This window comes from Sphaerospermopsis kisseleviana CS-549 (genome assembly GCF_028329225.1).
GTDB lineage: Bacteria > Cyanobacteriota > Cyanobacteriia > Cyanobacteriales > Nostocaceae > Sphaerospermopsis > Sphaerospermopsis kisseleviana.
This window is the reverse complement of sequence record NZ_JAQMTI010000299.1, coordinates 1-8,374: the sequence shown is the minus strand read 5'-3', so window position 1 is coordinate 8,374 and position 8,374 is coordinate 1. Positions and strand designations below refer to the sequence as shown.

Genomic DNA, 8,374 nt, shown 5'->3' with positions numbered 1-8,374 from the left:
TCTTTGCCATCTCTTGAAATCCCAAAAAATGCACACTTTTTCCGGTATACCCTTCAAAACCCTTGCACTAATTTCTGTGTTTATCAGCCTCTAACCTTTGATATATCAAGGTTTTAGGTTTATTCAGCAAACCCTATTTAACTCTAGGTAAAAGCTGATTACTGATTACTGATAGCTGAATACTTACCTAATTTTTCACAACTTCTCGCCTTCTAGGTATGTCATAAATCATAAAATCATGCGCCATGATAGTATTAGGAAAAATCGCACGGGCTTCCTTCAACAAATCTTTTAACTCAATGGCATTACCAGGAGTATAACGAGGACTAAAATGAGTCATAATTAATTGATTCACCCCGGACAAATAAGCTGTTTGTGCTGCCATTGTGCTGGTAGAATGTAATCTTTGAAAAGCCATATCTGCATCTTGATGGGCAAAGGTAGCTTCATGAATTAATACATCTGCATCTTGGGCTAATTTGACAGCACCATCACAATAAACAGTATCTGTACAATAGGCAAATTTGCGGCCAATTTCCGTAGGTCCACATAATTCACTACCATTAATTACTCTTCCATCTTCCAAGGTAACGGTTTCACCGCGTTTGAGTTTTCCATAAATAGGACCAGAAGGAATTTGTAAAGCTTTGGCTTTGTCCACATCAAAGCGTCCAGTTCTGTCTTTTTCCTCTACACGATAACCAAAAGCTGTAATGCGGTGATGTAACAAACCACAGCTAACAATAAATTCATCATCTTCGTAAATTACCCCTGGTTGAACAGTATGTACTTTGATGGGGTAAGAAAAATGGGTGTGTGAGTAACGTGAGGCGCTTTGCAGATATTCATTTAACCCAGCAGGACCGTAGATATCAATTCTGTCTACATTTCCAGCTAAACCACAACTGGCTAAAAGTCCCATCAAGCCAAAAATATGATCTCCGTGGAGATGGGTGATAAAAATTCGGGAGAGTTGGCTAATTTTCAGATCACTCCGCAAAATTTGATGCTGTGTACCTTCACCACAGTCAAACAACCATAGTTCTGCCCGTTGTGGTAATCTCAGTGCCACACTGGAAACATTACGTGATCTTGTAGGTACACCGGAACTTGTTCCTAAAAATGTTATCTGCACAGCGTTTTCTAGCCTTCCTCTAACTCAAAATGAGGATTTATTTATAATAACTCACAAGATAACCAGGCCAAGATAACTCACAAATAGTTCCTTGAGGATACATGGGAAGGCGTTGAAATTTACCTTTAATTTGTCGGGCTAAATTTTTAAACTGTTTTGTTCCCTGACCTTCCCTCTTAAATGAGTTAACAGATGAGTTAACGCCTAAACCGTCATCTACAATACTTAGTGTGTGCCAACCCATAGAAAAAGAACAATTAACTTTGAGACAGGTTGCTCCTGTAGCATATTTACCCACATTACACAAAGCTTCTTCTAAAAATCGGCAAATTCCTCGTTTGTCTTCAATAGTTAAACTGTGTTCGTCTATAGGTTCAAAATTACGAATTTTTAATTTGATGGTTCTAAAGCAAGGAAAATCTCGTTCTAAGGTGTGACTATAAACTTGATAGAGAATTTCGTGCAGGGGTTCTTGTAGATTGATAATTATACTGTTTCCTAAGTAAAGGTTTGTTTTTTGATGTGTGAGGCTTTCCTGTTGCCAAAATTCATAAATTCCCCTTAATTCTTGGTTTAAATTTTCTAGGTCTTTTTCTAACTCCGGTAGGATTTTCTTAATTGATAAATCTTGTAATTTCACCAATCTTAAAACCCTATTGAGAGTTTGTAGTGGTCCGTTATGGATGGTTTCAAATGCAACTTCAATCATCGCTTTTCTAGCTTTAATTCCCGATTTAACGATTTGGCTATAGTGATATATACCTGTGATAGCTATAGCATTTAAAGCTAAGACTATAATTGCGGAAAATTTTGGAATTAAGCAACCCCAAGTTAATAGTACATAACTGGCACTGACTAAGTTAGAGATGACAATACTAATCACTATAATATTTGTGACTGGATATGTGTTTAACATCCACATATTTTGCCATCCTGATTTCATTTTCATCCAAAATTTAGACTGCATAAGCTTTCAATATTAATTGACAATTGACAATTGACAATTGAAAATTGACAGAATTGAAATGGTTATTTGTTAGTATTCAGCTATCAGTAATCATTAATCATTAATCATTAATCATTAATCATTAATCATTAATCAATCAACCCTTCTGATCTCGCTTTATTTTCTGTTTGAATGCGGATATTTTTACCTTCCTCTGGGTAAACGTTTAAAGCATCTTGTAACTTACTCCAATAATGACGCACCATGCGTTCAGATACACACATTTCTTCAGCAATTGCTTTATCTTGTAATCCTTCTTGAAAAGCCAAATTTAGGACTTTTAACCATTCGGGTTTTACTTCTAATCCTGAGTAAATTCTTTTGATATCTTTTGTATGAGTTAATCCTTGTAATGCCCAATCTACTCTTGTTAACATTTCTTGGGTTGAAAGGCTTTTATCAGCAATAGTAAAACCTCCTTTGTGACTATCAATATCCAAACGAATACGTACCAATGTCCTTGCATGGGCGCTTTGGACAACAATATTTAAGTGAGGATATTTTTGCATCAAAATTTTCAATAGTTGGATACCGTTATCAGGTCGCGCAGTCAGTCCTTTTTCTTCGGGAATTGAAAGATCCATAACTATCAAATCAGGCTGAAAACTGGTAAGTTTTTCAAGAGTATTATTGACATTAATTGCGGTTATAAATTCAGCACTAGGATAGTTTTTTTTGAGAATGTCAATTGTTCCACTTAAAACTGATTCATGATCATCAATTACCAAAATTTTCAGCAATTTATTTGCTGATAAAATTTGTTCCATCTTCAATACTGAATAATAATTAGCTTTTCCTAAATTGTATTTATGTTGGTTTAGTTGCTATGAGGGATGTCACCCTTACCCCGGAGAATTTTACTGAAATTAATATAATTATTTTGGTGAAAATATTTGCTAGAACACCGAGGGCGAAGCATTCTGATAGAATATGAACTGGTTTCAGCGATAGGTTATCACCCGAAGGCTTCGCCCCTACAAGGTAAAAACAAATAAAACCTACCAACAAAAATACCAAGCTATCCTATGATTGCTACTATTGTAAAAGCATTGCCCAGACATTAAAAATTCTAGGCTATCACTGAGATAATTTAATTCCGGTAGATAGGAGTAAGACGTTAGGTTAGATAGATCAGAATAGGTGATTCTGACAGTTAATTTTTTGGTATTTTCTTTGAGTTGTAAACTGATATAAATTGCAATAGGTGTGAAATTTTCTCGCAAAGTTATTCTTAATAATTCTTCTAAAGCTCGTAGAATTATGAGACTACCTTCTAGAGACTCATGTTGCCAATATGCTGGCATATCAATATGGAAATAGATATGAGTATTAGATAAGACCCAAGGTTCTAACAAGCATTGGATTGAGAGTGGTAAACTCTCTTGAATATACACTGGACACAGGCGATCGCTCAACTGAACTAAAGAGTGATGAAAATTATCAATTTTTTTGGTGTGTTCATAGCAATTCTGAATTAATAAATTTGGATGATCTATTTTTAATACATCTAAACTGCGACGAATGGTGAAAGTTTCTTGTAACAAACTGTCCCGAATTTTTTCTGCTTCCCCAAACAGTTTTATGGATTGTCTATAAGACCACCACTGTAATGCTTCTTGAATGCTTTGTTCATAGGTCATAAACTTGACAATTGTTATGCCTTGAGTGTTAGTAATATCAGTAATAGATATTGATACCAATTCATAATTGAAAATTCAGAAATGCAGATTATATGTAGGGTTTTTGGTTGTAATCTGTTGCCTAATTTTAGTGAATTGGTATGAGAAATTTGGATGAAATTAGGACTTACGCAAGATGTGACTGAAAACCTTATTCTTGCGTAGGGGTAATTCATGAATTACCCCTACTTTCGTTCCCTTTTTGGTAAGTCCTGGAAATATTACAATTCATCCTCTGTCAGATAGTTTTTTAGTCGTTGTTTTTTAGTCTTGTCTTAATTGTAACTATTTATAAGTCAGTAATTAGTCTTGCTTTTCTCAACATAAATTGTAATGCTGTTTCTTCTCTGGAAATAATGTCAGCTTTTACTTCCATTCCTGCTTGGATATGACATTGGCGAATAGTATTACCAAATTCAAGAGTTTCTGGTTGAATTGTTGCTTCAAAAAAACTCAAATTATTAGATGAGGCTATACCTTGATTTTTATTTTGGGTTGTAATGACATCTGGGGAAATGTTGTTGACCACACCGTTAAGTGTGCCATAATCAGGATATGGACAAGCATCTACACGCAATTGGACTTTTTGACCAACGGTAACTTTTTTAATTTCATTTTTAGGAATCATAGCTTTAATGACTAATGCAGCATAATTAGGAACAATTTCTGCAATAGATTCACTAGCACGCACTACTTGACCTGGGTTACGTAAATTTAGCTTGAGGATAATACCATTGCTAGTGGCAAAAATACTGCTTTTGCGAATCTGATTTTCCAGTTGTTCCAGTTCTTTTTGTGATTGATTAATTTGGGCTTGTAATTGCACGCGACGCTCAAGTAATGCTTGTTTCTCTTTATTTAAACTAGCAATATTAGCTTCACCTTTAGCAGTTTCTTGGGCAATACGTTCTTGTGCCATCATCACTGTTGCGGGAGTTGGATTTACTGCTGCTTTAGCTGATTGGAGTTTGATTTTAGCTATTTCAAATGACTTTTGTTCAGCTTGTAGTCTTAATTGTGTTTGTTGCACAACTAATTGTTTTTGTTCCAATTCTCGTCTCCCAATTGCGCCAATTTTTGATAATTGCTCATAGCGATCGCGGTCTAATTTCGCAAATTCTAAATCAGCTTGAGCTTTTTGTAAATCGGTTTTAGCCTTTTGCAAACTTGCCTCTGAAGCTAGAAATTCATTGTTAGTATTAACTTTTCGTTCTTGATATTCCCGTTGGTTGCGGGCTAAATCTACTTTTGCAGTAGCAATAACAGTTTCGATCACTTTTTTTTCTGCGGACATCTGATTATCTAAATTCTGAATTTGTGCATCTATTTGAATTAGTTGTAAACCACCTTGTTGAATATTACCTTGCAGTTGACTTTTTTTAATTATTAATTGTTCATTATCCAAATTAGCAATTACATCTCCTATTTTCACAGGTTGATTTTCTTTGACTAAAATGGTTTTAACCGTTCCTTCCATTTGTGGTTGTACTAGACGAACTTCACCCGTAGGACGCACAGTACCAACTGTTTTGACTGTAACATTATATTTAATCCATGAAGAGAGAGCAATCCCACTAGCAACAGTGCTAATTAGAAGTATTCCTGCTAAAGAAGTCCAACGACTAATAGGAGGAAGAAGCTCATCATTTTCTCCTGAAGAGATCAATTTTTGATTATGAGTGTAGAGCATAAGTACCTGATAATTTAATTATGTTGAATTAGGGATTATGTTGAATTAAGGAATTAAAAAATCTAAATGTTCGCCTGTTTTTACCTTTAAATCCTGCAAAGAACCATGTATTTTTAATCTTCCCTGATCTAGTAAAACAACCCAATCAGCACGATTAATTACCTTGGGACGATGACTAATTAAAATTGTTGTTTTACCCTGGCGATGTGCAAATAATTGATCCAAAACTTGCCCTTCACTGACAGGATCAAGTCCACCTGTAGATTCATCTAAAATTAAAATTGGTGGACTTGTGACAATAGCTCTAGCTATGGCTAATCTTTGACGTTGGCCACCGGAAATATTTGCGCCAAATTCACCTAAAATAGTTTGATATTTTTCTGGTAATTTACTGATAAATTCATCAGCACCGGCAATTTGACAAGCTCTGACAATTTGCTCAAATGTCACGTAGGGTGAACCTAAACGGAAGTTTTCCACAATAGAACGACTCCAAAAATGAGCATCTTGGGGAACAAGTACCACCTGTTGACGGAGACTGTCTAAAGAAAGGTCTTGGAGGTTATAAAGTCCAATGCGGATATTGCCTGACTGGAGAGGATATAAACCAGCAAGTAGTTTAGCAAGGGTACTTTTACCACATCCAGATTTACCAACTAAAGCCACAACTTTACCACCGGGAATGGTTAAGGAAAAATCTTCTAAAAGGTCAATTCTACCTGCATAATGAAAGTTGATATTTGTACAAATTATGTCAGCATCACCAGGAATATTTGCAAATGGTTTTCTGTCGTCATTTTCATTTTCTGGAGTAGCATCAATAACTTCTGTCAATCTTTGTACGGCTGTTTTGGCACGGGTAAATTCTTCAACAAAACTGATGACAGTAGCTATTAGACCTAGAAAATTACCATTCATTGAATTAAAGGCTAATAGCTGCCCAATACTTAGGTTTTCATCTGGGTTAATGACTAAATTACCGCCAAACCAGAGCAAAACTATACTGCCAATTGCAGAAATAAAGGTAGAAAATGTATTATTAATAATGCCAATTTGCATTGTGCGTAATGTCAAGGTGGCAAGCTTACTAAATCGAGATTGAAATTCTTCGGAAAATTGGGAACCAGCGGCGGTAGTTTTGAGAGTTAATGCACCTTTAAAACTTTCTACTAAAACACCTTGTACTTCGGCATCTTTAACTAATAGTTCACGGGTCTTTTGTTGTAATGTAGGCTGGAATATTAATGGAGCTATGGTCATTAAAGCAGCAATACAGATAGCTACTAAAGTTAGTTTCCAGCTATAAAAAGCCATGAAACCAAAGGAAATTAAGGCGATAAAAAATCTGCTTGGTAAACTGACGACAACTTGAGTAACTAATTGATTTATTTGGTTAATATCTTGCAGACGACTAACGATTTCTCCACTACGACGAGCTTCATAATAAGCAAGTGGTAAGCGTAATATTTGTCTGCCAAATTCTAGGACTAATCCTAATTGTAGACGTTGAGCAAAGTGAGCAATTAAGTTAGACTGAACCCAAGAAAGACTACTAGAAATTAGGTTCATTACTACTACAGCGATCGCCATAGTAGTCAGTAGTTTAGTATCTCCACGCACTAAAACATCATCGGTGAGAATTTGTAATAGGAAAGGAGACGCTAAAGATAATAATCCTAAAAGCAAGTTGAGAGGTAAAGCTTGAGCTAAAATAGCGCGAAAATTCCACACGCGCTTGAAGAAACGCCAAAAACCACCAATTTGATCATCTTCTGCTTTGAAAAATTCTTCTGGATCGGGTTCTAATAACAGCATTAACCAATCTGTCCAACCCTCTACTAAATCTTTTTCAGATAGATAGCGGACACCTACTGCTGGATCAGATATGATAAATTTTCTGCCTTTTTTACCATAGAATACTACCCAATGATTACCTTGCCAATGAACAATTGCAGGTAAGGGTGCTTCATTTAATCTGTTTAAAAGTTCGGGAGAAGTTTTGACTGGTGAAGCATTGAAACCTAGTGTTTTTGCTCCCCGTTGTAGTCCTAATAAAGTTGTACCAAATTGTCCTGTGCCTACAGCTTCTCTGATGCGACTGAGAGTAAAACTCTTGCCATAATATTTGGCTATAGCAGCCAAGCAAGCTGCACCACAATCTTCTTGACTATGTTGGGAAACGTGAGCGTATTTCATAAATTACCAATGTTTATATGGCTGGGATTTTCCATCAATATCAAGCTATTGTTTATATTTATTTAATGGGTAATTTATAGTTTAAATTTAGTTAAAAAATAAAACATTGTTACTTTCTGTGAAATTAATTTCCTTTTTATGAAAAGTCATTGCATAATTTATTTAACTTGATCTGAGTTAAGGTTAATTAGCAAAAAATACTGGAACATAATTAATATGTCCCAGTATTTAAACCAAATATACTCAATTAGCTATCTCTGAAGTATATCTAAAATAAGGGCGAATAATATTTATAATAATTACACATTTATTAATTCACCGAACTCTGCTATTTCCGGGTTGAAAAAGTTTTCTGGTTGGCTGAGTATTGCAATTGCTAAAATAAATTCTTCAACAGTATAATCCGTTCCCCCAAAAGAAGCCGGTGATGTAGCAAAAAAGGAAAAAATGGCAAAGTTTAAAAGAGTACCACCACTAACAACAGAAGATTCTTCAGCAGCAACTTGAGTGAATAGTTCGTTATTTTCGATTACTTGCATGGTTCAATACTCCTTGATCTTGATTGATTGGATTTGTTTGAAGCGAGTTTGATGCCCCCACAGGAAAAATCAAGAGTTGTGAAAATTTTTCTGGGGGCATTAACAGTAGTTACAAGCTGTCTAGAATCT

At 35.3% G+C, this 8,374-nt stretch carries 7 protein-coding genes; all 7 read right to left on the bottom strand.

What is annotated here, in order from left to right:
- Window positions 1-187: 187 nt before the first annotated feature.
- The 7 genes from PN497_RS23335 to PN497_RS23305 all read right to left on the bottom strand — a co-directional run bounded on the left by PN497_RS23335 (window position 188) and on the right by PN497_RS23305 (window position 8,245).
- A complete protein-coding gene (locus tag PN497_RS23335; protein WP_096567041.1) occupies window positions 188-1,135 on the bottom strand; it encodes a ribonuclease Z in 948 nt (315 codons plus the stop codon).
- A 37-nt stretch (window positions 1,136-1,172) separates the two neighbouring features.
- Window positions 1,173-2,102 carry a sensor histidine kinase gene (locus tag PN497_RS23330; protein WP_096567040.1) on the bottom strand — a complete coding sequence of 310 codons (930 nt, stop codon included), beginning with the start codon at window positions 2,100-2,102 and terminating at the stop codon, window positions 1,173-1,175.
- 128 nt (window positions 2,103-2,230) lie between these two features.
- Window positions 2,231-2,908: a response regulator transcription factor gene (locus tag PN497_RS23325; RefSeq protein WP_096567038.1), complete on the bottom strand. Its 678-nt coding sequence runs from the start codon at window positions 2,906-2,908 to the stop codon at window positions 2,231-2,233.
- A gap of 231 nt (window positions 2,909-3,139) precedes the next feature.
- Window positions 3,140-3,781, bottom strand: a complete 642-nt coding sequence (locus PN497_RS23320; protein ID WP_193943827.1) for a hypothetical protein — start codon at window positions 3,779-3,781, stop codon at window positions 3,140-3,142.
- A gap of 328 nt (window positions 3,782-4,109) precedes the next feature.
- Window positions 4,110-5,510, bottom strand: coding sequence for an HlyD family efflux transporter periplasmic adaptor subunit (locus PN497_RS23315; RefSeq protein ID WP_096567036.1), 1,401 nt, complete (start codon window positions 5,508-5,510; stop codon window positions 4,110-4,112).
- Between the two features lie 45 nt (window positions 5,511-5,555).
- Complete coding sequence (locus PN497_RS23310; RefSeq protein ID WP_096567034.1) at window positions 5,556-7,706, bottom strand: peptidase domain-containing ABC transporter; 2,151 nt, start codon at window positions 7,704-7,706, stop codon at window positions 5,556-5,558.
- A gap of 299 nt (window positions 7,707-8,005) precedes the next feature.
- Window positions 8,006-8,245, bottom strand: coding sequence for a hypothetical protein (locus tag PN497_RS23305; RefSeq protein ID WP_096567032.1), 240 nt, complete (start codon window positions 8,243-8,245; stop codon window positions 8,006-8,008).
- Window positions 8,246-8,374: the final 129 nt, after the last annotated feature.

Excerpts from the sequence above, each read along its gene's own strand:
- PN497_RS23325 (WP_096567038.1), bottom strand. The coding sequence starts at position 2,908 with ATGGAACAAATTTTATCAGCAAATAAATTGCTGAAAATTTTGGTAATT.
- PN497_RS23330 (WP_096567040.1), bottom strand. The coding sequence starts at position 2,102 with ATGCAGTCTAAATTTTGGATGAAAATGAAATCAGGATGGCAAAATATG.
- PN497_RS23310 (WP_096567034.1), bottom strand. The coding sequence starts at position 7,706 with ATGAAATACGCTCACGTTTCCCAACATAGTCAAGAAGATTGTGGTGCA.
- PN497_RS23315 (WP_096567036.1), bottom strand. The coding sequence starts at position 5,510 with ATGCTCTACACTCATAATCAAAAATTGATCTCTTCAGGAGAAAATGAT.
- PN497_RS23320 (WP_193943827.1), bottom strand. The coding sequence starts at position 3,781 with ATGACCTATGAACAAAGCATTCAAGAAGCATTACAGTGGTGGTCTTAT.
- PN497_RS23305 (WP_096567032.1), bottom strand. The coding sequence starts at position 8,245 with ATGCAAGTAATCGAAAATAACGAACTATTCACTCAAGTTGCTGCTGAA.